Origin of the sequence: Runella defluvii (assembly GCF_014195535.1) — a bacterium.
GTDB classification, from domain to species: Bacteria; Bacteroidota; Bacteroidia; order Cytophagales; family Spirosomataceae; genus Runella; species Runella defluvii.
Genome location: NZ_JACIBY010000002.1, coordinates 615,589 through 641,416 on the forward strand (window position 1 = coordinate 615,589; position 25,828 = coordinate 641,416).

General features: G+C 45.6%; 19 protein-coding genes. 11 read left to right on the forward strand and 8 right to left on the reverse strand.

What is annotated here, in order from left to right:
- Positions 1 to 3 precede the first annotated feature (3 nt).
- From bamA to FHS57_RS07420, 3 genes are all read left to right on the forward strand, one after another.
- The gene (gene bamA / locus FHS57_RS07410) at positions 4 to 2,646 is read left to right on the forward strand and encodes an outer membrane protein assembly factor BamA (protein WP_183972220.1); all 2,643 of its coding nucleotides are present in this window, start codon (positions 4 to 6) and stop codon (positions 2,644 to 2,646) included.
- 68 nt (positions 2,647 to 2,714) lie between these two features.
- Complete coding sequence (locus FHS57_RS07415; protein ID WP_122932426.1) at positions 2,715 to 3,341, forward strand: OmpH/Skp family outer membrane protein; 627 nt, start codon at positions 2,715 to 2,717, stop codon at positions 3,339 to 3,341.
- A gap of 6 nt (positions 3,342 to 3,347) precedes the next feature.
- Positions 3,348 to 4,031, forward strand: a complete 684-nt coding sequence (locus FHS57_RS07420; RefSeq protein ID WP_183972221.1) for an OmpH/Skp family outer membrane protein — start codon at positions 3,348 to 3,350, stop codon at positions 4,029 to 4,031.
- A 231-nt stretch (positions 4,032 to 4,262) separates the two neighbouring features.
- On the opposite strand, the gene FHS57_RS07425 is transcribed toward FHS57_RS07420, so the two are convergent.
- The 3 genes from FHS57_RS07425 to FHS57_RS07435 form a co-directional block, all read right to left on the reverse strand.
- Positions 4,263 to 5,015, reverse strand: a complete 753-nt coding sequence (locus tag FHS57_RS07425; RefSeq protein ID WP_122932428.1) for a GLPGLI family protein — start codon at positions 5,013 to 5,015, stop codon at positions 4,263 to 4,265.
- Between the two features lie 40 nt (positions 5,016 to 5,055).
- Positions 5,056 to 7,920 (reverse strand): outer membrane beta-barrel protein, encoded by a 2,865-nt coding sequence (locus FHS57_RS07430; RefSeq protein WP_183972222.1) that lies wholly within the window; start codon positions 7,918 to 7,920, stop codon positions 5,056 to 5,058.
- A gap of 227 nt (positions 7,921 to 8,147) precedes the next feature.
- Positions 8,148 to 8,597, reverse strand: a complete 450-nt coding sequence (locus FHS57_RS07435) for a hypothetical protein (protein ID WP_183972223.1) — start codon at positions 8,595 to 8,597, stop codon at positions 8,148 to 8,150.
- Positions 8,598 to 8,763: 166 nt separating this feature from the next.
- Here FHS57_RS07435 and FHS57_RS07440 point away from each other — a divergent pair, with 166 nt between their 5' ends.
- A complete protein-coding gene (locus tag FHS57_RS07440; protein WP_183972224.1) occupies positions 8,764 to 10,941 on the forward strand; it encodes a M28 family peptidase in 2,178 nt (725 codons plus the stop codon).
- Positions 10,942 to 11,017: 76 nt separating this feature from the next.
- On the opposite strand, the gene FHS57_RS07445 is transcribed toward FHS57_RS07440, so the two are convergent.
- Together FHS57_RS07445 and FHS57_RS07450 are read right to left on the reverse strand one after the other, a co-directional pair.
- On the reverse strand, positions 11,018 to 11,797 hold the full coding sequence (locus FHS57_RS07445; protein ID WP_183972225.1) for a TIGR00266 family protein: 780 nt from the start codon (positions 11,795 to 11,797) through the stop codon (positions 11,018 to 11,020).
- A gap of 41 nt (positions 11,798 to 11,838) precedes the next feature.
- Positions 11,839 to 12,048, reverse strand: coding sequence for a hypothetical protein (locus FHS57_RS07450; protein ID WP_183972226.1), 210 nt, complete (start codon positions 12,046 to 12,048; stop codon positions 11,839 to 11,841).
- Between the two features lie 109 nt (positions 12,049 to 12,157).
- Between FHS57_RS07450 and FHS57_RS07455 the strand changes: the two genes are divergently transcribed.
- From FHS57_RS07455 to FHS57_RS07470, 4 genes are read left to right on the forward strand one after another with little or no spacing between them, the layout of a single operon-like run.
- Positions 12,158 to 13,552 carry a hypothetical protein gene (locus FHS57_RS07455; RefSeq protein WP_183972227.1) on the forward strand — a complete coding sequence of 465 codons (1,395 nt, stop codon included), beginning with the start codon at positions 12,158 to 12,160 and terminating at the stop codon, positions 13,550 to 13,552.
- A 56-nt stretch (positions 13,553 to 13,608) separates the two neighbouring features.
- On the forward strand, positions 13,609 to 14,826 hold the full coding sequence (locus FHS57_RS07460) for an NADP-dependent isocitrate dehydrogenase (RefSeq protein WP_183972228.1): 1,218 nt from the start codon (positions 13,609 to 13,611) through the stop codon (positions 14,824 to 14,826).
- Positions 14,827 to 14,881: 55 nt separating this feature from the next.
- The gene (locus FHS57_RS07465; protein ID WP_183972229.1) at positions 14,882 to 15,793 is read left to right on the forward strand and encodes a hypothetical protein; all 912 of its coding nucleotides are present in this window, start codon (positions 14,882 to 14,884) and stop codon (positions 15,791 to 15,793) included.
- 2 nt (positions 15,794 to 15,795) lie between these two features.
- The gene (locus FHS57_RS07470) at positions 15,796 to 16,218 is read left to right on the forward strand and encodes a barstar family protein (RefSeq protein ID WP_183972230.1); all 423 of its coding nucleotides are present in this window, start codon (positions 15,796 to 15,798) and stop codon (positions 16,216 to 16,218) included.
- Here FHS57_RS07470 and FHS57_RS07475 read toward each other — a convergent pair.
- The 3 genes from FHS57_RS07475 to FHS57_RS07485 form a co-directional block, all read right to left on the reverse strand.
- On the reverse strand, positions 16,212 to 16,565 hold the full coding sequence (locus FHS57_RS07475; protein ID WP_183972231.1) for a YraN family protein: 354 nt from the start codon (positions 16,563 to 16,565) through the stop codon (positions 16,212 to 16,214). The genes FHS57_RS07470 and FHS57_RS07475 overlap by 7 nt on opposite strands.
- An 11-nt stretch (positions 16,566 to 16,576) precedes the next feature.
- On the reverse strand, positions 16,577 to 17,452 hold the full coding sequence (locus FHS57_RS07480) for an AraC family transcriptional regulator (RefSeq protein WP_183972232.1): 876 nt from the start codon (positions 17,450 to 17,452) through the stop codon (positions 16,577 to 16,579).
- A gap of 81 nt (positions 17,453 to 17,533) precedes the next feature.
- A complete protein-coding gene (locus FHS57_RS07485) occupies positions 17,534 to 19,444 on the reverse strand; it encodes an AAA domain-containing protein (protein WP_183972233.1) in 1,911 nt (636 codons plus the stop codon).
- Between the two features lie 187 nt (positions 19,445 to 19,631).
- Between FHS57_RS07485 and FHS57_RS07490 the strand changes: the two genes are divergently transcribed.
- The 3 genes from FHS57_RS07490 (at position 19,632) to FHS57_RS07500 (ending at position 25,725) form a co-directional block, all read left to right on the forward strand.
- Entirely contained in the window at positions 19,632 to 20,462 is an 831-nt protein-coding gene (locus tag FHS57_RS07490) for a sugar phosphate isomerase/epimerase family protein (protein WP_183972234.1), read from the forward strand.
- 58 nt (positions 20,463 to 20,520) lie between these two features.
- Complete coding sequence (locus tag FHS57_RS07495) at positions 20,521 to 21,642, forward strand: Gfo/Idh/MocA family protein (RefSeq protein WP_183972235.1); 1,122 nt, start codon at positions 20,521 to 20,523, stop codon at positions 21,640 to 21,642.
- 327 nt (positions 21,643 to 21,969) lie between these two features.
- Positions 21,970 to 25,725 (forward strand): PVC-type heme-binding CxxCH protein, encoded by a 3,756-nt coding sequence (locus FHS57_RS07500; protein WP_183972236.1) that lies wholly within the window; start codon positions 21,970 to 21,972, stop codon positions 25,723 to 25,725.
- The last annotated feature ends 103 nt before the right edge of the window (positions 25,726 to 25,828 follow it).

Below are 25,828 nucleotides of genomic sequence, written 5' to 3' on the forward strand. Positions count from 1 at the left end.
TCTATGAAAAAATTCAACCAACTTATCCGTCTCGTTAGCTTTTTTGGTGTTTTCGTCATGACCACCGTATGCCTTCATGCGCAGCAGCTGGGCCTTGGACGAAACACCCCTGCGACTACGTCTGCTCCGAAAGACGAAGCTATCAACTATGCGGAACCTAAAGACTATGTCGTTGCCGAAATTATTGTAACTGGCAACCAATTTTTGGATCCTAACTCCATGATTTCAATGTCGGGATTGAGAGTAGGCGACAAAATCAAAGTTCCTGGCGATGCCATCAATGGAGCCATTAAAAAATTGATGGATCAAAAGATTTTGGAAGATGTCGAAATTTTAGCTCGTAAAATCGAAGGCGAACAAATCTGGTTAGAGATTCGCATTAAGGAGCAATCGCGTCTTTTCAAAGTCGAATTTGACGGCATTCGGAAGGGAGAAAAAGAGTCTCTTAATGATAAAATCAAGCTTCCTAAAGGGCGTATCATCTCTAACACGATGATTAAGAACACCCAATTGGCCGTAAAACGCTATTTTATTGACAAAGGCTTCATGAACGTGAAAGTCAGAATCAATCAAATTTCAGACTCTACTCGCGGAAATGCAACCCTCAAAATCCTCGTCACCAAAGGCGCAAAGGTGAAGATTCGTCAAATTGTGTTTAATGGCCGTCAAGAGATATTGGAGGGAAAACTCCGCAATAAGTTGAAGGGAACAAAACAAATGCGTTTTGGTCGCCTTTTTACGCCTTCAAAATTCATTCCTAAGAAATACGAAGAAGACAAAGAAAAAATCATCGAACTCTATAACAAAAATGGGTTCCGTGATGCGACCATTATCTCCGATTCCATTATTCACAATCCAGGAGAAAAAACCATTGATGTAGTGTTGAACATCGAAGAAGGGCCGCGCTACTACATCCGTGATATTACTTGGCAAGGGAACTACCTTCGTACGACCGAACAACTCAGCAAGGTATTTGGCCTTAAAAAAGGAGATATTTATAACCCTGAAGAAATCCAGAAACGCCTTGAAGCCAACCCAGGCCAAGACGTAAGCTCGCTGTACATGGACGACGGTTATTTGTACTACAACTGCCGCGCCATCGAAAAAGCCGTTGAAGGGGATTCTATCGACCTTGAAATGCGCATTTTTGAAGGAAAACAAGCGACCATCAACAAGATTATTTTGAATGGTAACACCAAGACCAGCGACCACGTGGTATTGCGCGAATTGTTTACGTTGCCAGGCCAGAAATTTAGCAAAACGGAAATCATCAACACCCAACGTCAGTTGTCTCAGTTAGGGTATTTTGATGCTGAAAAAATTGGAATTAACCCCATTCCTCACCCAGAAGACGGGACAGTGGATATTGAATATACCGTAGAAGAAAAGCCAAGTGACCAAATTGAGCTTTCTGGTGGTTGGGGTGGATACATCGGATTTGTGGGTACGTTAGGACTTGTATTCAACAACTTCTCTACCAAAAACATCACAAACCTCAAAGCATGGAAACCACTTCCATCGGGCGACGGGCAAAAGCTTTCGGTACGTTTCCAGGCAAGTGGTCGTCAGTTTCAGACATATACGCTTAGTTTCTCAGAACCTTGGTTGGGAGGTAAAAAACCTGTCAACTTTGGAATTAACTTGAGTCACACGGTATATCGTACGGTTGACTATTCTAACCTTTATACTCGTTCAACAAGCGGCTTAAAGTTTTTGGGCTCTTACAAAAACACAGGGGTTACTGTCTCGCTTGGTAAACGCCTCAAAATACCTGATCGTTATTTCGTATTAAGTACCGCACTTTCATACCAAAGATATAGAATGGACAGCCTTGACTTGTTTGGCATTGGCTATCCAAATGGGGTTTCCAACAACGTAACTTTGAACTTAACATTGTCGCGGAATACGATTGATAACCCTCAATTCCCGCGTGGAGGGTCGTCGTTCTCATTGAGTGGCACTTTTACGCCACCTTATTCTGCCATCACTGGAAACACGTCTTTCTCGACAAAAGAAGCACAGTACAAATGGGTAGAGTACCACAAGTGGATGTTTGATGCGACATGGTACCAAACCGTGGCAGGCAAGCTGGTATTAAGTACCCGCGCTCACCTTGGTTTCTTGGGTAGATACAACCAAAACTTATCCATCAGTCCATTTGAACGCTTTGTACTCGGAGGCTCGGGATTGGCGGGTTATGGTATGTTTGCTTTGGCCCAAGACATCATCGGTTTGAGAGGCTACACCGACCGCTCGCTTGTACCTATCTACAACCGACTTAGTACCGTTGATGCTTCGCAAAGTACCAGTACAACCACAAGCAGTGTAAGTAGTCTTGGAGGGGTTGCCTATAGCAAGTACGTGATGGAATTACGTTATCCTCTTTCGCTTAACCCATCAGCGACCATCTTTGGTTTGGTGTTTGCAGAAGCAGGAAACAACTGGGGTACCGATCAACCTCAAAAGAAATACAAAGACTACAACCCGTTTGATTTGAAACGTTCGGCGGGGGTTGGGGCGCGTATTTTCATGCCAGCCTTCGGTTTGATTGGTATTGATTGGGCGTATGGATTTGACCCACTACCTGGGCAAACAAAACGCAGTGGACCACAATTCCACTTCACGATTGGACAACAAATTCGTTAGAAAAGACATAGACCGAATGGAGTAGGTAAATTATAGCCTACTCCATCAACAAAATCCAAGCATCTACAATGAAAACCCGTGGGCTTTTACTAATTTTGCAATTCGTCTTGGTAACCTACTCATTATCAGCCCAAAAATGGGGGTATATGGATATGGAGTATGTGACGAGCAAAATGCCTGAATACCAAAAAGCACAAACTGAGCTTGATAAGTTTTCGGAACGTTGGGCAAAAGAAATTCAAGATAAATATACCGAAATAGACCGCCTACAGCGGCTTTATCAGGCAGAAGAAGTACTTTTGACCGACGAAATGAAACGCAAACGTCAGCAAGAAATCGCTGATAAAGAGCGCGAAGCCAAAGATTATAACAACAAAATTTTTGGATTTGAAGGGATGTTGTTTCAAAAGAAAAAAGAAATCATCAAACCCATCACCGATCAGGTTTATAAAGCAGTAGAACGCGTGTGTCGTCAGCGGAGGTTGGATATACTACTTGACAAATCAAGCGATTTTGTCATTATTTATTCCAATCCAGTACATGACTATACTGATTATGTTATCGAAGAGCTTGGTTTAGGTACCGAAGAAAAAGAAAAAAATACTAAACCAGCGACTAATAGCGTTAATACGCCAACAACAAAAACACCAGCAACAAATACCCCAGCTAATAAAGTAACCAAACCAAAACAGTAGATAAAAATGAAACGTACATTGACTGTAGCCTTCCTTGCGATTATTGCTTTAGTGAGTTTTGAAAGCAAAGCACAACAGGCTACGAACAAAATCGGTTGGACCAACGTGGACTACGTGATGACGTTGTTACCTGACTATAAGAAAATTGAGAACGAGCTTACGATTCAGCAACAGCAAATTGAAAAAGCGATGCAGGAGAAATCGAAAGAGTTCGAAGACAAATACAAGGCTTATCAACAAAACGCTGCAAAGTGGTCTGAAATCATTCGTGCAGATAAAGAAAAAGAATTGAACCGCCTTCAAACGGACTTCCAAGATTTCCAACGCTCTTCACAAGAGTCATTGCAGAAAAAGCAACAACAATTGCTTCAGCCTGTGATGGTGAAAATCCAAGGAGCGATCGACGCTGTTGGTAAAGAAAACGGCTACACGTATATCTTCAACATGGATGCAGGTGCTAACACAACTCCTATCATCTTGTTTGCAGGTTCGGAAGAATTGAACGTTAGCAACTTGATTTTGAAAAAATTGGGTGTTGACCCAGCGGAAGTTGAAAAACAACAAAAAGCCGCAGCAGAAGCAGCTGTTCAGCAATTGCAGCAAAAAACAGGTGGTGCAACTACCCCTGCTACGCAGCCTGCAACCAAGCCAGCGACTCAAACGCCTGCAAATCCAGCAAAGAAAAACTAAGACATTTCTGTCTGGTACAAAAAAGGGAACCGCACGATGCGGTTCCCTTTTTTATTTGGGCTACTCTACAAAGGTTGCGCTTCGCCGAAGCGATATAAATTACTAATGCACTAAAATTCATGCTCAACTACTATTAAAAAACAAAAAAACGGAGTAGTTCATACCCCGTTTTTTTTTGTTTGTATTGGCTTGTACATTCACCCAGTTGGGTTTCTAAGCAGCCCTCCTCAATCAATATCGCATCGACCAGAAAGGGTTTCGTTGCGCTTTCATGCTTTCCGCAATGTGCTTTTGAATCATTTGATTGTAGTCGGCCACTTTGATTTTCTTGCCTTTCATTTTGGGCAAAGCAAGCTCTTTTTGCACGTTTTTAAGCTCCACTTTCTGGGCCGACACCACTACGTCTCCGTCGTTGATATCTAGTTCCAAAATCAAGCCTGGCAAACCAAAATAACGTTCAGGCCCCGCTGCCACAGGAATGTCCTGCGCAAACCATGCCGTAATTTTTTGATTTTTAACAGGGTCAAACGTCTCTGCTTTCATACAAATGTAACCCGCAACGTCTTTGATTTGGTTTTGTACCCGCCAATTGTAAGTTACCAAAGAATCTTCCATCAGGTACGTTTTTCCCAACATTTCGTGGTGTTCAATGAGCTTATTAGCATCAAAGTTACGGTGAATCAGGTAATCGTCTTGCCGCCACGACCATTGGCCATCTTCGCTTTGGCCTTGGTCACTGAAATACGTATAAAGACTTTGCTTTTCGTCAAAATACAATTTCATTTTTACGCCGTACCCATCCTCATTTCCCCACGTCAATTTCATACGGTCTTTTTCTTCTTTGCTCAAAAAGGTCAACCGAGCGTTGATTTTTGTCCAGTAGCTTTTGTGTTCGTACGTGACCATCCCTTCGGTCGATTGGGCATACACACTGTTGGCTATCCACAACAGACCCACTATCAAAAAGTTCAATCTATTTTTCATGTTTATAGCGATTATCTTGTTTGGTTGGATTAACGATTGACTAGAAGAAACCTCCACGGCGTTTGAGGGTCGTGTTCATACCGCGCATGTTGTACGTAAAGGTAAGCATTCCGTAGCGAGCCAAGGTCTGCACTTTTTCTTGTGATACAAAGTTTTGGTTGGCAAACTGACTGATACCCAAGTTTTTGTTAAACACATCATACACCGACAAGCGAAGTTCTGCTTTCTTTGCTTTGCCCAAAATCTTATAAATCGACGCATTCATAATCGGCAAACGTTGGTCAAGGTTGAAACGGTTGTTGACATAAATACGATAATCAAGATTTGAGTTAATGAAGAAATCTTTTGGTAATTTGATGTTCATCGTACCACCATAGGTATGGTTGATGATTTTCATGTTTTGCGCCGTATTTACCGAGAAACGAGAGTTGGTAACGCCCCAGTTAGCATTGGCAAAAAACGTAAAGTTGTCGCTAGGCGTTAAGTCCAAACGCATTCCAAAACGGTAGCTGTCGTTGTTGGTTTCGTTAAGAACCCCATTGATATAAGTCAGGTTACGGCTAAAATTAGGATTCGCATTTACGCTCAAGTTACTTTTCGTTTTCTTCAACGGGAAGCCAAAGTTCATCCACGCCCCAATGCTTTGTCCACCCGAAATGTTGGTAGGTGTAGTAACCGTCACCAACGTTCTTGGGTCAACTTGCTGATTGTAAATAATTTGATTGACATTGTACGAATAAAACAAGTTTAGGCCCAAGTTGGTAAAGCTTGCTGGGTTAAACATATTGTACCCAAAATTAACGCTGTGGTTAACTGAAGGAAGCAAATCGGGGTTTCCTTGACGGATGTACAACGGATTGCTATTGTCGATAACTGGCTGTAAGTCACGAACATTTGGCTGATTCACACTTACATCGTAGCCTGACCAGAGGTAACGGTTGTTTTTGAGGTCATAATTCACCGAGACGTTAGGTATCCACGCCACAAATGTGCGATTAACGTTGATAAAAGAGGTTGGATTTTGACCCAACGCAAATTTACCATCCAATCCAAATCGCTGCACGGCCATTCCACCCGAAATGTTAAATCCTTTGTACGAATAGCGTACTGCCGAACCAATCCTCGCGTAAGTAATGTCATTTTTGAAATAGCTACTCAAGGTATCAACGGGGATTCTTCTACCACTTTCTTGGGCCAAATCAAAGGCATCGCGATCAACAAAGTTGCCACGGCGGCTCAAGTTTATGAAGCTCTCCCAAAATACGCGTTTCGATACAGGCTCCACAAACAACAAGCTTGATTTTAGCTCATTTACTTGGCTATTGGTATTGTTGGTCAAATCAAGCGCTCTCCGAATTACATCATTGGCTGAGTTGGCCGAATAAAACAAGTTCAATGAATTTTGATCCGCAATTCCGTCGTTTTGAACATACCCGTACGAACCACTGGCTGCGAAGTTCCGTCCTTTTTTATTTTTAGCCTTCCACCGATAAATAAGTGTATTAGCGGTTTCCATTTTGTCAACGTCCGTAGCGTTTTTAATGGTCGTTTCGTTCGACTTAAAGTTACCTGCTTGGAAATACTGCTGAAGACTATTGAGGCTGGTGTTGCCACCATTGAGGCGGCTGTTGTTGGTAAAAATAATGGTGTTGGTCGAGTCAATCATTTGTTCATAACGGAAAGACAAACGGTGGTTTCCGATGAAGTTAATTTGACTGCTTTCTTCTTGTGATTTGAACGAACCGTTGGTCAAGAAATTTTCACGGCTACGAAGCGCATCCAATACTTGGCGGGTTGAGTTGTAGTAATAACTCGAATTTACTTTGGTTTTTTTGCCGTTGTAATTGTAGTTAATACCCGCGGCAACGTTGTTGGAATAACCTTGTCCTCTTCCTCCACCAACGGGAATGTTGAGTCCGCCGTCGTCATCTCCACCAATCACGAAGAAGCGTCCACCGCCGCCACCAAAGCCAAAGTCGCCGTTATCGTTCCAGCTATTAAACGAACCACTTCCTCTAAAATCTTGGTAGTCGTCCCACGACATCCCCGTTTGGTTCGTATTGTTGGTGAGGCCAATAAGCGAAAACTGGTTTTTATCATCAAACTTATTGTAGTTTCCTTTGATTTCCCCGCGCGCTCCTCTCGAATTGTTGCCGTCGGCACCTAAGCCAGCGGTGACCTTTCCAAAACCACCTTTTTTGAATCCATCTTTTAATTCAAGGTTAACCGTTTTCTCTTTTTTACCGTCATCTACACCTGTCACCTTTGCTTGTTCCGACTTATCGTTAAAAATCTGAACTTTTGTAATCGCTTCCGCAGGAAGGTTCTTAGTAGCCATTTTAGGATCATCTCCGAAGAAACGCTTGCCATCGACGGTCACTTTCCGTACTTGCTGGCCTTGGGCTACGATGTTTCCGTCTTGGTCAATCTGAACCCCTGGTAATTTTCGAAGTAAATCTTCTACCGTTGACCCAGGCGGGACTTTAAACGAAGCGGCGTTGTACTCAATCGTATCTCCTTTGATACTGAGTGGCGCGCGGGCGGTTTTGACTACGACTTCAAACAATTCTTTGGTGATGGCTTTCATTTCTAAAGTACCAAGGTCAATGAGCTCTTTATCACTAAACACAATGTCTTTTTGAAATGGGATATACCCTACAAATGAAATTTTGAGCAAATAATCACCTTTTTTGACGTTACGAAGCACGAACGCACCTTTGTCATTGGAGCGTGTAAAATTGACCAAAGACGAGTCTTTTCGCTGCAACAACATGACTGTTGCCGAACCTAGCGGTCCTGAGGACGTATCAGCAGTGATACCTTGGATTTGGAAACGTGTGGGAGTTTGGGCGCACGCAAACAACGCACTAAGGCACATAAGTGCCCCGAGGAGAAGTTTCTTCATGGCTGTTTAGGTTATAAATGTGTTTAAAAATGGTTAGAAAATGGCTATTACACTACAAACGTACTATCCGATTAGTTTATTACCTAACAATACAAAGAAAATTTTATATTAAAGTTTGTTAAATCTAATGGAGGAGCCTCAGCTAACGTGTACTCGGCCTTAGTGAAAAGGTTACGCTTAGCGCAAAAAAAAACAGCGGGTCGAAATTTCGACCCGCTGTTATGTAATCACCATCCTCTGTTACGCTGCCCGTTTCGACCGTAGTCGTCGTAGGTTGAGCGTTCATTGTCTCGCTTTTCGTGGGTAATCTCACGATTAAGTGCGTATAAGTCGTCCACTAATTCTCGGCGTTCGCGTGGGTCAAGCACACGGTCGCGCCAGAAAATTTGTTCTTTACGTTCGATACGTTCTACGTCTCTTAATAATCCTTTCGCTTCGCGTGAAGTAATTAGCCCTTTCGCTATACCATCCGCAATTCGTTGGCGAGCTTCGCGTTGAAAATCATCAATACGGTCGCCCAAATTTCCCCTTCCTCCCCGATTGTCATATCCACGGTCATCGCGGCGGTTGTCATAGCGGTCGTCATAACGGCGGTCGCGGTTGTTGTTGTTTCCCCATTGTGCATTGGCACCGATAGAAACTAAAATCATGGCTGCGGCAAACACTAACTTTTTCATGGCTTTTATTGGTTTATGTGAACGGTTATTTTTCGTTATTTTACTCTTAGAACGCTAAAAAGGGCAAAGGTTTATAATGCCTTGGTTAATGATTGTTAACAGCATTTTTAAAAGATTTTAGTAACTTGCTACGGGCTTTTTTTACCATCATCAACCAAACATTTCCATGCAAAAAACTTTCCTCATTGGCGGGCTACTCTGTGCCTCCACACTCTCCTTTGCGCAAAAAAACATCTCGGGTTTTTCGGCATCTAATCAGTCGAAACAAGAAAAAATCGAACAAGAGTACCGTACTAAGCAATCGGCAGAACGTTTTAAAACCCACTTACAAAAACTGACCAGTGTACCACACTTGGCAGGTACTCCTGAAAATGAAAAAGTCCGCGACTACATCGCCGACATTATGCGCAAGGCTGGCTTGCAAGTGGAAATTTTTCCGCACGATATTTATTTATCAAAAAGCCCAGGTGAAAGTCTGGTAGAAGTGGTAGAGCCCGTCCGCCTTCCACTCAACAATCGCGAGTATATTGTAAAAGAAGACAAGTATTCGAGCGACCCTCGCCTTACACCTGGCTGGAACTCGTATTCGGGCTCTGGCGACGTAACAACCGAAGTTGTGTATGCCAACTATGGCCGCAAAGAAGATTTTGAACAGTTGAAAACCATGGGCGTTTCGGTCAAAGGAAAAATTGTACTGGCGCGTTACGGTGGCAACTTCCGCGGCTACAAAGCCAAGCACGCCGAAGCAGCGGGTGCAGCGGGCGTCATTATTTATACCGATCCTGCTGATAATGGCTATACCAAAGGCATTACGTTTCCCGAAGGTTCACAATCGAACGATAACACCATCCAACGGGGGTCGTTGTTGACCGTCGATTACACAGGCGACCCACTTACTCCTTTTGAACCCGCCCTCCCACTCGATGGCCCTAAGAAAGTAAAGCGCCTTGACCCCAAAGACGCGGCTTTCCATAAAATCCCCGTGACGCCATTGCCTTGGGGTTCGGCCGTTGAAATTCTCAAAAGAATGACGGGCAAAGGTGTCCCTACGGGCTGGCAGGGTGGTTTGCCGCTGGCGTATCGCTTAGAGGGTGGCCCAGAACTCAAAGTGCGGCTCAAGGTAAAACAAGACAAAGAGTTTGTCCGAATTTATGAAGTAGTTGGGACTCTTACAGGTAGCGAGTTTCCCGACGAGTGGATCATTGCGGGTTGTCACTACGATGCTTGGTCTTTTGGCTCCACCGACCCCAACAGCGGTACTGCCATGCTTTTGACCCTGGCCGAGTCGTTGGGTAAAATGCCCCAAAAGCCAAAACGTACCATTAAGATTTGTCACTGGGATGCCGAAGAACACGGCGTCATTGGCTCAGCAGAATGGGTAGAGCAAATGCGCGACGAACTGAGTGCCAAAGCAGTTGCCTATATGAACTACGACGCAGCGGTATCGGGAAAAATTTTCGGAGGAAGTGCTTCCCCTTCGCTCAAAAAACTACTTATTGAGGCTTCTCAGGCCGTAGAATACCCCGATTCTAACAAAACTGTTTACGAACATTGGATGGCCCAAAAAGGCGGACGCCGTGGTAGCACGACCAATGTGGGTGGCTCGGCTCCTGTATTGGCCGATAGCGAACCCAGCATTGGCAACCTAGGCGGCGGTTCCGACCACATTGCGTTTTATATGCACGCAGGTATCCCGTCGTTGAGCGCGGGCGTAGGCGGGCCAACTTTGTACCATTCTCAGTATGATGACTTATTTTTCTACAATAAATTTGTGGACTCTACCTATAAAATGGGGCCAATGGTAGAACAAGTAGTAGGAACGATGTCGTTGCGTTTGGCTAATGCCGACATTTTGCCTTACGACGTTTCGCGTTATGCTACCGACTTGGCGACGCACCTCAAAACCGCCGAGAAAGCCATCAAAGCTTACGCTCCTACTTATTCACTGGATAAGTTGTTGGCGCAAGTAGAAACGCTCAAGCAAAACGCTCAAAACTACGAAAGCCGCATCAAAACGCTTTTGGCCGCCGACCAAATCGACAAAGCCAAAGTGACGGCTATCAACAAAGAATTACGGGATTTGGAAAAAGCCTTTATTGATCCTAAAGGCATGGCGTATGGCTCGTGGTACCGTTCGTTATATGCCTCGTCTGATCCTTACAGTGGGTATGCGTCTTGGATGTTGCCCGCTTTCCAGTACGAAGCATCGTTGAAGTCAACGGCCAATTTGCCTGATTTGGAAGCCCGCCACGCGAAAGCGATTGATACGCTCAACACCAAAATTGTGGCCATCAACCAACAATTAGGTGGTGCAAGCGGCTCTTTGGGCGGAGGGAAGAATTAGGACTAGAATACAAAAGAACATGAATGTGGAGGTTGTGAGCAACCTCCACACACGCTCACAACCTCCACATTCATTATTAATCCTCAAACAAATTCCCCAATCCTCCCAAAACCGAGCCACTTTCTTTGCGGGCTTGTGGGCCATAGATAGAAAGGCGATCGACTAATTTTGAGATTGGCATTGACTGAATCCAGCATTTTCCTGTTCCTTGAAGGGTTGCCAAGAAAATACCTTCTCCCCCAAATACCATTGATTTGAGACTACCCGAGCGCTGAACGCTGAAATTCACAGAAGGCTCAAATGCCACAACGCAACCCGTATCCACACGAAGGGTCTCATTGTTGAGTTGGCGCTCAATCACAACCCCACCTGCGTGTACAAACGCCAAGCCGTCGCCCTGTAATTTTTGAAGAATGAAACCTTCTCCCCCAAACAAACCACTTCCCAAACGCTGGTTGAAGTGAATGCTCAACTTTGTACCCATGGCAGCACACAAGAAGCCATCTTTTTGAACAATCAACGTATTGCCGTAGGTATTTCTCAAGTCGATAGGCATGACAGTGCCAGGATAGGGTGCCGCAAAAGCTACTTTCCGCTTGCCATAACCACGGTTGGTGAAGTGCGTCATAAACAACGACTCTCCAGTAAGTAAGCGCGAACCTGCTTGGAAGATTTTGCCCATGATGCTTTGGTTGGGATTTGTGCCGTCGCCCATCTTGGTTTCAAACTGAATGCCGTCTTCCATAAAAAGCATCGAGCCTGCTTCTGCAATCACCGTTTCGTTCGGGTCTAACTCAATTTCGACGATTTGGATGTCTTCGCCAATGATTTTGTAGTCAATTTCGTGAGAATACATGGTTTACTGTTTGTTAAGGTTATTTGGAATTTCTACGTACATTACTCGGTGTCGGCGCCTTCATTGAGGTCGTCGCGGTGACGTAATTTTTTATCGTCCACGTGTTTATTCAAAAACTGATTGATTTTATCAATGTCAATTGTTGACGTAATTTCCCCAAATGAATTGATACGAATGTCGAAGCCATCGAGGTCTTTATGAACCCGAGGTTTCTCGGTCCCTTCGGGCGGGGTTGCTTTTTTCTTGCTCATTGTGGTTGAATTTTTCACGAAGTTAGAAACCGATTCCCCTATTCGCAATAGGCTTTGACTAAACGGTGACTTTTTTCCGATTTATGGTCAAAAACGCAGGCTCAATGGTTTGCTTATGCTATTTGTGCGTCGTCCGTTACTCGCAGCAGGCTGGTGGGCACTGTTTGTGGTAGTTTTGATAGGTATTGCGTGTTTACACAACCCTATCTTTCATCCTTGCACCTCTGCTCTTCTCTTTCTGTTAATTTTGGGTTGGAAATGTACGCTTGTGACATTTCCCAGCCTCGATGATGATGCCCCATTGATGACCCCAAAAAATGGCGTTCTTTTTATTTGGCTGTGCAAATTGGTGATCATTCCCACTGAAATTCTGTGGGTCGGCAACCACATTTCTTTCAGCGAAACTGTTTCATCCATCGCCCTCGAATGCTGCATTATCCTGGCCTCTTTCCTATTTTTTGCCTTAGGTTGGCACTACAGTCCGCTTTTGCCTTCCCAAGTCTTATGGCGTCCGTTTTCGTACCCAGCGCGTTATGGTTGTTTTTACCTCGCCATTGGTCTTATTTCTATTCTCTTGTTTTATGGTTCGTTTTCTAGCTACTGGACGGGGGCATTGTTTACCTACACCACCCATGAGGCCATCGAAAACCTCAAAGGAAATTTTATTGGCGTACTGGCTAATATTGGTCAGCGATTTGGTTTTTGGGGAATTGTATTGCTTTGGTACAGCTACAGCATTCGCCAGTCACGGCGTTTAAAATGGTTTGAGCACCTCGTTTTTCTATTGCTGGCTTTTACCCTCACCTTTAGTAGTAATCGGGCCAATATGGCCTTTCCTGTTCTCGCCTTTCTGGGCGTTATTCTTGTCTATTTTCAACCCAAACGCAAATGGTTATTTAAGGCTTTGGGCATTGGTCTTATCTTTTTGGTGCTGTTTTACGGGCATTTACGGGTACAACCGTCGCTCGACACCGAACAAGTCGTGCTGTTATTTGACCATTACACCGACGCCAACAACAACTACCTCGAATACGCTTCACAGCTTTACCTTGGCAGTCCTTACCAGTTATCACCTTTGCTATCGGTCGAGAATCCGCCTTTCACGCTTGTTGCTTCACTGCTCGAACCCGTTCCCATAGTGGGCAAAGCATTTCGCGAAGAAAGTGGCCCTTTTTTGTACAATTCCGTCATAAACAACCTTCAAGCACAAGACAAGGTCATTCCCGTTGCAGGCGAGCTGTACCTCAACGGTGGGATACTACTTGTCGCCATCGGGCATTTTCTAATTGGCATTATTTATCGCTGGCTCGACCGCCTTTTTCAAAAGTACCGTTTCACTAACCCTCCCCTTGCGGCGGCTTATTTCTACCTTTCTACGCTTTTTGCGGCCACCTTGCTACTCAGTCTGACGGTACTGTCACAGTTTGTTTTGTTCAACGCCGCGCCTGCATTATTGATAATCACCATAAATTGGTGGCAAATGCGTAAGGGTTACTCAACATAGTTGGTTATATTTGCATCTTTGTTTAACTCATCATCCCCCAATTTTAAGTTGCGCACATGGAAAAAATAAAAGTGGCTAACCCTGTCGTCGAACTTGACGGCGATGAAATGACCCGAATCATCTGGCGTTTTATCAAAGATAAACTTATCCTGCCATACTTAGACGTTGATATTAAATACTACGACCTTGGCATCGAATACCGTGACGAAACAAATGACCAAGTAACGGTTGACGCCGCAAATGCCATTCGTCAATACGGCGTGGGTATCAAATGTGCTACTATCACTCCTGACGAGCAACGTGTAGAAGAGTTTGGTTTGAAGCAAATGTGGAAATCACCTAACGGAACTATCCGTAACATCTTGGATGGTACTGTATTCCGTGAGCCAATCGTTTGCCAAAACGTACCTCGTTTAGTAACTAACTGGGATGCGCCAATCATCGTTGGACGTCACGCGTTTGGTGACCAATACCGCGCTACTGACTTCGTTACGAAAGGTAAAGGAAAGTTGACTATCAAGTTTGAAGGTGAAGACGGAACGGTTATCGAACACGAAGTTTACAACTTCAAAAGCGATGGTGTAGCCATGGCAATGTACAACACCGACGAATCAATCCGTGGATTTGCCCGTGCTTGTCTCCAAGTAGGTTTGCAAAAAGGATGGCCTGTGTATCTTTCGACAAAAAACACCATTTTGAAGAAATACGACGGCCGCTTCAAAGATATTTTCCAAGAAATCTACGAAACCGAATTCAAAGACAAAGGCGTTCACTACGAGCACCGTCTGATTGATGACATGGTGGCGTCGGCTTTGAAATGGAACGGTAACTTCGTGTGGGCATGTAAAAACTACGACGGAGACGTTCAATCGGATACTGTAGCACAAGGCTTTGGTTCATTGGGCTTGATGACTTCTGTTCTTTTGACGCCAGACGGTCAAGTGATGGAAGCTGAAGCTGCCCACGGAACAGTAACTCGCCACTACCGCGAGCACCAAAAAGGAAACCGTACTTCGACCAACCCAATCGCTTCTATCTTTGCATGGACGCGTGGTTTGGCTTTCCGCGGTAAATTGGACGGCAACCAACCACTCGTTGATTTCTGTAACGCACTCGAAGCCGTGTGTATCGAGACGGTTGAAAGCGGAAAAATGACAAAAGATTTGGCAGTGTGTATCTATGGTAACAAAGTAAACCACGGAGAGCACTACCTCTATACTGAAGAGTTTTTGGATGCTATTGATGCCAACTTACAGGCTAAAATAGCGAAATAAATTGTTCTTCTTCCCCTCTCTCAATACTGGGAGAGGGGAATTTCTTTTTCTACCAGTGCGTCGCTTAGGTTTACTTCTTTTCTTCTTCTGCTCGCTTTCTACCGTTTATCCTCAACAACGCCCCAACGGCCACTTTTTGACCGATAGCATTGAGGTAGGAAAGCCTTTTAAGTACGCACTAAGTTTTCGACATTCGCCTCGGGTTGAGGTTTTTTTCCCCGATACCAGCACTGCTTTTCGCCCCTTTGAGGTCATCAAGCTCGACTATTTCCCGACCGAAACCAACGCCAAAGGAAGTTTGGACAGCGCCGTCTATACCCTTCTTTCGTTTGAACTCGTCGAAAACCAATCGCTTTCGGTGCCAGTTTGGGTAAAAGAAGGCCGCGACTGTACGGCCATTTATTCCGAAGTCGATGCTATTAAATTGCGTGAACTCATCAAAGGAAACATCCCCGATTCGCTTCACTTACAGGCTGATACATTGGTGGTGGCGTTAAAAAGCCAAACCAACTACCCGTATTTGGTACTCATAGGATTACTCATTAGTTTGATTGGCACGGGCGTTTATTTGCTCTTTGGCGAAGCCCTGACCCGCCAATGGGAGTTGTATCAAATGTTTTTGAGAAATCGGGAATTTAAACGAAGCTTTACGCGCCTTACCCGCGACATCAACGGCCCCAAAGGCATCGAAAATGCCGAAAAAGTGGTGGTCCTCTGGAAAATTTACTTGCAACGCCTCGAACGTAAACCTTACGTGACTTACACCACCAAGGAGATTATGGATAACTTACCCGATGAACAATTGGCCGAAGCCTTACGGTCGATTGACGGGGTGATTTATGGTGGGGTATCGTCGAGAAACACGGCGGATTCGCTCAACACTTTGCGGGATATTGCCGACCAAACCTACCGTAACAAACGCATTGAACTCCTTCAAAAAGGACGAACAAAAGCCAAACAATCTTAATCATGGCCAATTTTATTCTTCTATCCACGCCTATGCTCGGCAGTAGTTTTTCTGCTTATCGCGTAGCTATTATTGACGGGGCAAAAACCCCGACCCTCACTGCTTTTTACCAAGCCATCGAAAAGGGACTTGGCTTTCCCGAAGACTTTGAACATGATTTGGAATCGCTCGACGATTTTTTGAACGATTTGGAATGGATTTCGGCGTCGGACGTAGCCATTTTTGTCAAAAACTCAGACGGCTTTTTAGCGCAGGAAAAACCCAAAAAACTATTTGAACTTCTCAACCTACTCGATGCCACTGCCGAAGACTGGAAATGGGTGGACGATGACATGGCTCCTAAAAACGTCAAAATCGTTTTCCAAACCAGCGAACGCATCATCTCTCTTCTCGACGAAGAAGGCATTGCGTACGTGGTTCAATAAAACGCATCTTCGATGTGGTGAACCTTCACAGTACCTGAATTAATAATGACCGAAACGACATCAAAACGAATGTCGCCGTGCCAATCGCGGTCAAAAATGTAGTTTTCGGCGGCCTTCATAATGAGTCGGCGCTTGGTGGCGTCCACAAACTCTTCGGGCATTCCGTAGCTGAGGTTGGTACGGGTTTTTACCTCCACAAATACCAAAATTTTGTTCTTTTTGGCAATAATGTCTATTTCAGCGTGGCGGTAGCGGTAATTTCTGACAATGATTTCGTAGCCTTTGTCGGCCAAAAATTCGGTGGCTTTGTCTTCGCCTTGTTTTCCAGTGTCCAAATGTTCTGCCATGAGCGTGTGCGTTAGCCGCCCGCGCGTCTGTACTCTTTTTGGTACTGCAAGGGCGATTTTCCAGTGAGGTTTTTAAATTGTCTGTTGAAGTTTGAGACGGTGTTGAAGCCGCTTTCGTAACAGATTTGGGTCACTGAAAATTTTTCTTCGATCAACAACTTGCACGCATAGCCCACCCGAATCTCACTCACGAAGTCGGAAAAAGTCTTATTCGTACGACTTTTAAAATACCGACAAAAAGCCGCTTCGGTCATATTAGTGAGCGCTGCCACTTCGTTGAGGCGGAGTTCTTCTTTGAAGTGTTTCATCACGTATTCGTGCACCTTCTGCATTCGCTCCGTTTCCGAAACTTTGTGGGTATTGACGTACCCAACGCTCGTGATGTAGGTAGTTTCGGTAGAATGCGACAAGTAATTCAGCATGGTCAAAAGCTGGATAATTGCCTCAAAACCATCTGTTTTCGACAATTGATTTAAACTCTGACGTACGTACTCACGCGCACTTCCGACAATGTCAAGCCCTCGGTAACTCTTCTGCAATAACTGTCGGAGCAAGTGCATTTCTGGTTTTTGGAAAAATGATTCTCCCAAAAAATCTTCCGTAAAATACACCACAACACCGTGCGTTTTTAGCCCTGAGTTTCCCTCAAAATACGCTCGGTCGCTACGCCAAAGGTGAGGAACATTAGGGCCCAAAAAAACAGTATCTCCTGCTTCAAAATGTCGAATATCGTCCCCAATAAACCGCGTCCCCGACCCTTCTACTACGGTAAAAATCTGGTAGTGGGGGTGGAAATGCCAATTAGGGTCAAAATGAGCTTCAACTAGCTCAAGCGCCATAAAAGAAGACGTAGGCGCACTCAGCTCTTTGCGTAGGGGTATTCTCATCTTGCGTGTGGGTTACTATTATTTAACAAAAATAGGAAAAATACGTTCTTTTTTTGTTAAAATACAGTTAAAAGCATCTTACTACATCCATTCCCAAGCACTTTGATAGGCGTCTATCGACTCGGCATAAGCAATAAAATCTGCATAAAACGGAAACTGCGCCAAGGTAGCACTGTCACCCACAATGACCAATTTTTTACGGGCTCGGGTCATTGCTACGTTCATCCGTCGGATGTCTGACAAGAAACCAATCACCCCTTCGGCATTGCTTCTGGTCATGCTGATATAGACAATATCCCGTTCTTGTCCTTGAAAACTATCCACGGTATTTACGGCAATAGCAGGCAAAAAAGATTGCAAATCAGCAACCTGCGTCAGTTGGCCGCTGAGGACTTGGATTTGTTGTTTGTAAGGCGAAATAATGGCCACACTTGGCACTTCGTTGGGTGTTTTGGTTTTGGAAGCCCATTCGGTCATAAACTGGCTGAGGTGCTTGAGCAAAAGACCCGCTTCTTCGGGGTTGGTCGCGCTCGTACCTTCTATTTTTTCGTCGAAACCACAGCCCGCGGTATCAATAAAAAGCAAAGGTTTATCTTCCGCAAAAAGGCGTCGTTTGGCCACAGATGCGTGGGCTTTCAGCAGATTTTTGTAAAACACCTGCGACGAATAACCCATAATTTGCTCGTTCATGCGGTATTGTTCTTCGAGCAACGTCACGGCTTGCGGATGCAGTTCAACGCATTTTTCGAGCAACGTCTTACTCAATCCACTTTTAGCTGCGGCCTCTGATTTAATAGTTGGTGGAAGTTGGCAATGGTCACCCGCCAATACCACCTTTTCAGCTTTCAGCAGCGGAATCCAGCAGGCAGGTTCAAGGGCTTGCCCCGCTTCATCAATCACCACCGTCTGATACCTCCCCGACCGTACCGTATAATGATTAGACCCTACCAGCGTAGCCGTCACGACTTGCGTTTTGGTCATCAAATCATCAATGATGTACTGCTCCGTGTTTGCGACTTCTTTCATAATTTTGTGCGCTTCCTCAAACAGTAACTTACGTTGGTCACGTTCCGATTTCTCAAAACTCCGCTTGTACTTGTGCGCCATGTTTTTAAACTCCTGCGCCTGCTTTTTGAGACGTTTCACCTCTTTGATTTGGGGGTGCTCCGACATTTTACCATCGAGGGTCAAGGACATGAGGCGTTCGGTAACGCGGGCAGGATTTCCAACGCGCAACACATTAACACCCTCTAAATGAAGTTTTTCACTCAATAAGTCAACTGCCGTATTGCTTGGCGCTACCACCAATATTTTCTGATTATCGCGGCGAACCAACGCTTTGATTGCTTGCACCAACGTAGTCGTTTTACCCGTCCCAGGAGGGCCGTGAACAATCGCTAATTCGTTGGCTTTCAGAATAGTCTGTACGGCGCGTTGCTGCGATTCATTCAGTCGCGGAAGTGCTACTTCGGGATCATTTTCTTTAAATGTTGGGGTTTTATTTCCCGCCAACACCTGTACAAGTTCTCTGGTGGGAGTGGCTGCCCCTTCTGCTACGGTCATCGCTTGCTTGAGCGCCGATTGCATTTCTTCGTAACTATTATCATCAAAAAGCACTTCCACGCCCAGCTTCCCATCACGGGTCCAGTCGGGCAGCTCGTCGGTGCGGAGAGTGATTCGCAGTCGGTTTCCGCTTTGGTGCGCAATCGTGCCTTCTACACGGTCATTTTTAGGGTCGTGGTTGCCAAAGAAAACCGCAGGAATCCCAAAACGAAATTGGTGTGAAATATCTTGGTGCGTCGTGCGTTCGAGTTCGACCGTCAAATAATCACCCCTACTCATTTCCGAACCACGTATCGCCACGGGATACCACGTGAGGCCATTGGCACGGCGCTCGGCTACCGAAGCTTGTTCTGTTAATCGTTGGTATTGGCGTAAATCTTCTTCACGCTCTACTTTCAGTAATTCTTGTAAATTTTTGAAATAATTCATGCACAAAAGTAGGCTATATTCTTCGAAACCTTGCCTTTTAGAAACAGGTTAGATTTTCGCTAGCCTTGTTTACAATAACATTTTTTTAACCAAAATTCATTCAAAATAAAACTTTTCAATCAAAATATAGTCGAAACCTGCAAACAAACAATAGGTTTTTAGCACTATTTCTCCATAAAATTGCATTATGAAATACAGTATGAATTTGTTGCTTTGGGGCACTCAAATCGACGAGAGCCTCTTCCCGACTTTAGAACTGATTCGGGAAATCGGATTTGAAGGGGTGGAAGTACCCATTTTCAATACCAACCCTGACGCTTGGCATCAGTGGCGTAAAAAATTGGACGAATTGGGGCTGCACCGCGAATGCGACACGTTCTGCGGTCCTGCCGAAAACCTCATTAGCTCCGACCCTGCCATTCGTGCCTATGCGCTCGAAAACCTCAAGCGGGTTGTTGACTGTGGGGCTGTGCTTGGAGCAACCAAGCTTATGGGGCCCTACCACTCGGCTTTGGGCGTTTTTACGGGGCAACCTGCCACAACCGACGAGTGGAAATGGGGAGTAGAAGGAATTTACCAATTGGCCGACTACGCCCAACAGCAAGGCATTTTATTAGGATTAGAATACCTCAATCGCTTTGAATTATTCCTCACCAGTTGCGGCGACGAACTCGCTCGCTTCGTCGATGACGTCAACCACCCCAACTGCAAAATCATGTTTGATACCTTCCATGCCAACATCGAAGAGAAAAACATTGGGGATTGTATCCGCAGCATGGGCGACCGCATTGCGTTTATTCAACTTTCAGAAAACGACCGCAGCACGCCAGGAAAAGGAAACGTGGACTGGAAAGGCACGTTCCAAGCCATCAAAGACATCAATTATGACGGCTGGTTGAGCATCGAAGCATTCAGTCCGAAACTCCCTGCGGCCAATATTTGGCGCAAAATGTTTGATTCGGAAGAACAACTCATGCGCGACGGCTTGGCCTTTATCAAAAAATCTGTTCTAGCTTAACGACTTATATTCACCTCTTTATTTGATTCCAAAAAACACCCAATCAACACGTTTTTCCATGAAAAAAATTAACATTGCCATTGTAGGTCTGGGCTTTGGTGCCGAATTTATTCCGATTTATCAGCGCCACCCAAACGCCAATATGTACGCCATTTGCCAACGTAACGTCGAAAAACTCAACGCCATCGGCGATGCTTTTGGCATTGACGTACGTTATTCTGATTATGACGAGTTACTCAAGGATCCAAATATCGACGCGGTTCACATCAACTCTCCCATTCCTAACCACGCCGAACAAAGCTTAAAAGCACTTCGCGCAGGCAAACACGTGGCTTGTACGGTTCCGATGGCTACCAGCGTAGAAGAGTGCATGGAAATCGTGAAAACCGTCAAAGAAACGGGCAAAAAATACATGATGATGGAGACCGTGGTGTATGCCCGCGAGTTTTTGTTTGTCAAAGAATTGTACGAAAAAGGCGAACTAGGGAAAGTTCAGTTCTTGAAAGCATCGCACCAGCAAGACATGGACGGCTGGCCTGATTACTGGCCAGGGCTGCCTCCAATGCACTACGCGACGCACTGCGTTGGGCCCGTGGCTGGTTTGCTCAAATTGGAAGCCGAGTATGTGTCGTGTTTTGGTTCGGGCACGATTCGTGAAGAATTGGCCAAAATCCACAACTCGCCTTTCGCGGTTGAGTCGGCGCACATCAAGTTCAAAGACAGCGACTTGAGCGCGTACGTCTATCGTTCGTTGTTTGACGTAGCGCGTCAGTACCGCGAGAGTTTCGAGGTGTATGGTTCTAAGAAATCGTTTGAATGGCCACTCATCGAAGGCGAAGAGGCGGTGATTCACACGGCGAAAAAAGAAGAGCACGAAATTCCAGAGCGAGTAGCTACCCCAGATTACGCGCACCTTTTGCCCGCCGAAATTCAAGATTTTACCACCAAAGGCGTTTATGACATTGCCGAAAACACGCACCTTTCGTTTACCCAAGGCGCAGGACACGGTGGCTCTCACCCGCACTTGGTACACGAATTTTTGATGGCGTTGGTGGACGAGCGCGAGCCGTTCCCAAATGCTGCTCAGTCGGCCAACTGGACGTCGGTGGGTATTCTTGCGCACGAATCGGCCATGCAAGGCGGCAAACTTTTGCAATTGCCTGATTTCTTTAACGCATAAATTCCACAAACGTTTTGGTTCTCCGAACCAATTACATTTTATAATCATCCAAAATGGTTCGGAGAACCAAAAACGTTTGTAGTAGAAAACAAAAATCACACAAAAAACACAAATGGTTCGGAGAACCAAAAACGTTTGTAGAAAACAACAATCACACAAAAAACCACAAATGGTTCGGAGAACCAAAAACGTTTGTAGAAAACAACAATCACACAAAAAACCACAAATGGTTCGGAGAACCAAAAACGTTTGTAGAACCAAAACGTTTGTAGAAAATCATATCATAAAATCTATTTCCCTAGTAACAAATAATTTTCTAACTATACAATGAAACGCTTTCTAACCATTGTTTTGTCGGCGATTTTGTTGTGGCAATGCGCCACTCAAAAAACAACGCAAACGACCCAATCGCAACAAGCGACTAAGCCCCGCCGCATCGAAATCTTGTTTCTGGGCGACAACGGCCACCACCGACCTATCGAGCGCGTGCCGTCTATCATGGGAGCGCTGGGCGCCAAAGGCATCAACTTTACCTATTCGGACGACCTTAACGACCTCAACGCAACCAACCTAGCCAAGTACGACGGCGTGCTCTTGTACGCCAACTGGGATACCATTAGCAAACCCCAAGAACGTGCGTTGGTGGATTACATCGCCAGCGGAAAAGGTTTTCTTCCAGTTCACTGCGCTTCGTATTGCTTCCGCAATTCGGACGAATTGGTAAAAATCATGGGGGGACAATTTTGGCGCCATACGTGGGATACGATTCGCCCCGTTTGGACCAATCCCAACCACCCTGCCATCATGGGCGCGAAGATGTTCAAAACGTTGGACGAAACCTACCTTCACACCAAGCTACAGCCCGACAACCTCGTGCTGACTGAGCGTGAAATTCAGCCCGACCAATACAAAGACAAGCCCAATACTAAAACTGAACCTTATACGTGGGTTAGGACGCACGGCAAAGGACGCATTTTCTACACGGCGTATGGCCACGACGACCGTACGTGGAGCCAACCCGAATTTATGACTTTGTTGGAAAAAGGAATTCGCTGGGCCGTAGGCGACCAAGCCGTCAAAGATTTAGCCGCCCTTGACCCACTTCCGTTTACGTACAAAGAATCAAAACTTCCTAACTACGAAAAACGCCCAGGGCCACAACTTCAACAAAATGCCGTTTCGCCGCAAGAGTCGATGAAACACATTCAAGTTCCTGCTGACTTTACGTTGGATTTGTTTGCGTCAGAGCCTAACGTCATGCACCCCATTGCGATGAGTTGGGACGAGCGCGGCCGTTTGTACGTGCTTATTACCAAAGATTACCCCAACGAACGCAAAGACACGGGCGGTACCGACTATATCCTGATTTGTGAAGATACCGATAAAGATGGCAAAGCAGATAAATTCACCCGTTTTGCCGAAGGACTAAGCATTCCAACGGGGATGGTATTTGCCAACGGAGGACTTATCGTAAGCCAAGCACCTCACATGTTGTTTTTGAAAGATAACGACGGCGACGACAAAGCGGACGAAAAGAAAATCCTCTTCTCAGGCTTCGGAACGGGCGATACCCACGCAGGGCCTAGCAACTTGCACTACGGTTTCGACAACTGGATTTGGGGATGCGTAGGTTATTCTGGTTTTGAGGGTAAACTCAAAGAAAATACCGATAGCTTGAAGTTTGGCCAAGCACTTTTCCGTTTCAAACCTGATGGTTCCAAAATGGAGTGGATTACCAGTACGTCTAACAATACATGGGGTATGGGCTTCAACGAAGCAGGCGATGTGTTTGGGTCAACCGCCAACAACTCGCACGGCTGGTACATGGCGATTCCTCACCGCTACTTTACGGGAAGCCTCGGCATGGGCCGCGACAACGGTAGCCGTGGTACCGACACCCACAAAGACATGAAGCCCATTACGCCTCGCATTCGTCAAGTGGACGTATTCGGTGGATTTACGGCCGCGGCAGGGCATAATTTCTACACAGCTCGGGCTTTCCCTAAAAAATACTGGAACCAAATTGCGTTTGTAGCCGAGCCAACGGGGCACGTATTGCACCAAAACCAACTCGTTAAACGTGGAACTGACTACGAAGACAAAGAAGCCTTTAACCTCATGGCAGGTGCCGACGAATGGTTTTCGCCAGTGTTTGCCGAAGTCGGCCCAGACGGTGCCGTTTGGGTAGCCGACTGGTACAGTTTCATCATTCAGCACAACCCTACTCCACAGGGATTTGGCAACGGAAAAGGAAATGCCTACGAAACCAACTTGCGCGACTACACCCACGGACGTATCTACCGCGTGGGCTACAAAGAAGCACCTGCTTATACGCCGATGGCACTCAGCAAAGACCGCCCGCAAGAATTGGTGGCAGCGCTCAAAAACACCAATATGTTTTGGCGTAACCATGCGCAGCGTATGTTGGTAGAACGCGGCAACAAAGACGTTGTTCCACAGCTCATTGCGTTAGTAAATGACACTTCGGTGGACGAAGTTGGTTTAAATCCAGCCGCTATCCACGCGTTGTGGGCATTGCAAGGGTTAGGGGCTATGTCAGACGATAACGTTCTCAAAGCAGTAGTAGCTGCGCTCAAGCACCCAAGTGCAGCCGTGCGTAAAAATGCGGTACAAGTATTGCCTTCAACGAATGCAACGGCGCAAGCGTTGTTAAACAACAATACCCTCAATGATTCAGAGCCGTTGGTGGTATTGAATACCTTGTTGAAATTTACCGAAACTCCACTCACTTCTGACGTTGAGAAAGCAGTTTTAGCTCGCTTTGAGAGTTCAAACGAAGCCGACGACCGTTGGTTACCCGACGCTTTCTCGGTTATTTTGAATGCGCATGGTGGTAAACTTATGCAAACTTACCTTGCTAAACGCACGGTAGGTCAGCGTACAGAAACGAAGAGCAGCGAACCCAAAGCCGCGATGAATCACGACCACCACGCCATGAATCACGGCGCTGGCAACCAAGCATCTACTGGAGCCACAAAACCAGATTTGGCCATTACCAATATCACCATCAATCCTGCGGTGCCATCGGTACGGGAGTCGGCAAGTATTACGATTGAGATTACCAACAAAGGCGTAGCCATTCCGAAAGAAACGGTTCCTGTGGTAAAGGTAGCCATCGAAGGTTTGGGGCTTAAAATCAACTACGTAAGCTACCAGCTTAAAAACGGCATCGGCGCGGGCGAAACCATTCAGTTGGTCGAAAGCAACAACGGTCCGTGGGTAGGTCGTATGGGCTTTACGGCCGAACAAGCAGGGAAATTACGCATCAGTGCCACCATCGACGGCGACAATGCCATTCCTGAAGAAGACGACGTTAAAAACAACTCGTTGAGCAAAACCTTTGACGTAAAACGCCCTGCCAAACTCTCTGATTTTGCCTTAGAACGCGCCGCTCGTAGCCAAGCCTCTTCTACCTCATTGAGTCCAGAGTCGTTGTTAGAATTGATTACCAAAGCCAATACCTTGGACGACGACGCTCGTTATGCGGTGTTGAAGGGAGTGGTTAATGGCTGGAATCCGCGTCGTAAAGTAACCACCAGCGATGCCAACAAACTATTGCTTGTCAGCGCGAAAGACGGTATTCCAGAGGATTTGAAGGGCAAATTTACGGGCATCATCGAGTCGTTTGGTGCCAATGCACTTGTGCCTGTTGACCCTAACTTACAAGTCATCAAAATCAAGTCGGTGAAAGAAGCGATGAAGTTTGACCTCAAAGAGTTTACGGTTATCGCAGGAAAACCCGTAGAATTGGTATTCGACAACCCAGACGCGATGCAGCACAACCTCGTGATTGTGAAGCCTAAAGCGATGGACATCGTCGGAAACGCCGCTGATAAAATGATTACGCAAAAAGATGCAGTGGAAAAAAACTACATTCCGAACTTGCCTCAGGTAGTCGCTTTTACGCCTTTGGTTAACCCTGACCAGTCGTATCGCCTCACGTTCACGGCTCCTACTGAGCCTGGTAACTACCCTTACATCTGTACATTCCCAGGCCACTGGCGCATTATGAACGGAGTGATGAAAGTAGTGAAAGAAGAAGCAAAGCCTGCGACGAAGTAGAGTCCTGTTATCTGTTAATGGTTTAGCCCTTCCAAGTTTTTGAAACTTGGAAGGGCTTTTTATTGCTATCAACAGAAAAGATAAACTGCTTTAGTTATGCCAC

Bases quoted from the DNA above. Each gene is read 5' to 3' on its own strand.
- FHS57_RS07470 (WP_183972230.1), top strand. From the start codon at position 15,796: ATGGCCAATTTTATTCTTCTATCCACGCCTATGCTCGGCAGTAGTTTT.
- FHS57_RS07440 (WP_183972224.1), top strand. From the start codon at position 8,764: ATGCAAAAAACTTTCCTCATTGGCGGGCTACTCTGTGCCTCCACACTC.
- FHS57_RS07415 (WP_122932426.1), top strand. From the start codon at position 2,715: ATGAAAACCCGTGGGCTTTTACTAATTTTGCAATTCGTCTTGGTAACC.
- FHS57_RS07420 (WP_183972221.1), top strand. From the start codon at position 3,348: ATGAAACGTACATTGACTGTAGCCTTCCTTGCGATTATTGCTTTAGTG.
- FHS57_RS07425 (WP_122932428.1), bottom strand. From the start codon at position 5,015: ATGAAAAATAGATTGAACTTTTTGATAGTGGGTCTGTTGTGGATAGCC.
- FHS57_RS07485 (WP_183972233.1), bottom strand. From the start codon at position 19,444: ATGAATTATTTCAAAAATTTACAAGAATTACTGAAAGTAGAGCGTGAA.
- bamA (WP_183972220.1), top strand. From the start codon at position 4: ATGAAAAAATTCAACCAACTTATCCGTCTCGTTAGCTTTTTTGGTGTT.
- FHS57_RS07490 (WP_183972234.1), top strand. From the start codon at position 19,632: ATGAAATACAGTATGAATTTGTTGCTTTGGGGCACTCAAATCGACGAG.
- FHS57_RS07450 (WP_183972226.1), bottom strand. From the start codon at position 12,048: ATGAGCAAGAAAAAAGCAACCCCGCCCGAAGGGACCGAGAAACCTCGG.
- FHS57_RS07460 (WP_183972228.1), top strand. From the start codon at position 13,609: ATGGAAAAAATAAAAGTGGCTAACCCTGTCGTCGAACTTGACGGCGAT.
- FHS57_RS07435 (WP_183972223.1), bottom strand. From the start codon at position 8,597: ATGAAAAAGTTAGTGTTTGCCGCAGCCATGATTTTAGTTTCTATCGGT.
- FHS57_RS07430 (WP_183972222.1), bottom strand. From the start codon at position 7,920: ATGAAGAAACTTCTCCTCGGGGCACTTATGTGCCTTAGTGCGTTGTTT.
- FHS57_RS07480 (WP_183972232.1), bottom strand. From the start codon at position 17,452: ATGAGAATACCCCTACGCAAAGAGCTGAGTGCGCCTACGTCTTCTTTT.
- FHS57_RS07475 (WP_183972231.1), bottom strand. From the start codon at position 16,565: ATGGCAGAACATTTGGACACTGGAAAACAAGGCGAAGACAAAGCCACC.
- FHS57_RS07500 (WP_183972236.1), top strand. From the start codon at position 21,970: ATGAAACGCTTTCTAACCATTGTTTTGTCGGCGATTTTGTTGTGGCAA.
- FHS57_RS07445 (WP_183972225.1), bottom strand. From the start codon at position 11,797: ATGTATTCTCACGAAATTGACTACAAAATCATTGGCGAAGACATCCAA.
- FHS57_RS07495 (WP_183972235.1), top strand. From the start codon at position 20,521: ATGAAAAAAATTAACATTGCCATTGTAGGTCTGGGCTTTGGTGCCGAA.